The following is a 1521-nucleotide window of genomic DNA, read 5'->3' on the forward strand; positions in this document are numbered from 1 at the left end:
TGTTCTATATTACACCTCTATATCCTAATCGTCAACACCTTTTATTCAATTAATAATAAAAATAATTCCAAAGGTATTTTCTATATTAGTTTCAGTTATTTAATTCCTCTAATTCAATGAAAATAATGAAAAGGACATCCTATTACATACAAAGCGTCCTTTTCATTAAACACTATATACATACTCTTATAAACTTTAACATTCTTCATTCTCTTTAACATTTCGCTCGCCTCAGATAAATAAATCAATTAATTTACGTTTATCCGCCCATATCACTCCAAATAAAACTAAGCTACCACCTATTCCTATTCTCCACGTCAAAGATTCATTTAATAGAACAATTGAAGCAGCGATACTTATTAACGGTAACGCATTTAAATATAATCCACTTACTGATGCCGAGACTGTCTCTAATGCTCTATTCCAAAACCAATACGCTAAAATTGTTGCCCCAATAACAAGATATATTACACTAAACCCTGTCTTCCATGTTTCGATTTTTGGAAAACCATAGTAAAAAATTTCTGCCATTGCAAATGGTAATAGAATAACAGCTCCAATAATTAAAGTTAATGTTGTAAAAACCTTGTTTGATAGATACTGTTCTTGTTTTGGTCGCTTCAGCAATACTGTATAGAAAGCAAATAAGAACGTACTTAATAAAATAAGGATATCTCCTATTAAAGATACTTCTTGATCGACATTACTAGATGGAATTGTAATAAGAAGTACTCCGATAGCCCCCAATACAATACCGATCCAATAATTAAGTTGAATTTTTTCTTTCAAAAAGAACGCTGAAAAAAGAATTGTAACTAAAGGTAAAGCAGCATCAATAATACTAACATGCAATCCACTCGTTAAAGAAATACCGTAGGATGTGAACATAAAGTACCCAGCTATGCCAGTAAAAGATAGCAAACTCATTCTTTTCCACGGGACTTGTTTATGTACAACAGATCTTTTTAATTGTTTAAATGAGAATAGTAAACAGATTCCACCAGCTAAGAAAAGGCGGATAAATAACAAAGTAAATGGCTGAATAGATTCTAATGCCCACTTTGTTGGCGCAATGGCTGTCCCCCATAATATAACAGCCACTAATAACATGCATATTTCTTTCATAATCCCCCACACCCATCAAAAAAATATATGTTAACTATCTTAATTATAGATTTTTTCTTATGTGAAATCCTTTAAAAATGTAAAAACGTTATGTGAAAAACAACTAAATAGCTATTTTTCACATAACGTTTTCATATAAAGAGTAAAATATTTTTAATCATTCTACAACCTAATTAATATAAAAAGGTAATTCTTACCTTAAACTAAAATTTAAACGTATTACTTTATCACCTTTTACGACATTATCGCTCAAATTTTAGTTTAGACAGTCCCTATTTCATCTTTTTTCCTCTTTAAGATTACTAAATTTATGAATTTTAACAGGTGATACATAAAAATAAACACAAAAAAACCTAAGTCGAATCGACTTAGGTTTTTGCTTGGCGACGTCCTACT

The 1521-nt window shown here is 30.2% G+C and carries 1 protein-coding gene; it reads right to left on the minus strand.

From position 1 onward, the window contains the following. Window positions 1-231: 231 nt before the first annotated feature. Window positions 232-1125, minus strand: a complete 894-nt coding sequence (locus DN389_RS27930; RefSeq protein ID WP_142343701.1) for a DMT family transporter — start codon at window positions 1123-1125, stop codon at window positions 232-234. Window positions 1126-1521: the final 396 nt, after the last annotated feature.

This window comes from Bacillus sp. AY3-1 (assembly GCF_008368785.1).
Lineage (GTDB): Bacteria > Bacillota > Bacilli > Bacillales > Bacillaceae_G > Bacillus_A > Bacillus_A wiedmannii.

Coding starts and splice junctions, on each gene's coding strand:
- DN389_RS27930 (WP_142343701.1), bottom strand. CDS start 1,125: ATGAAAGAAATATGCATGTTATTAGTGGCTGTTATATTATGGGGGACA.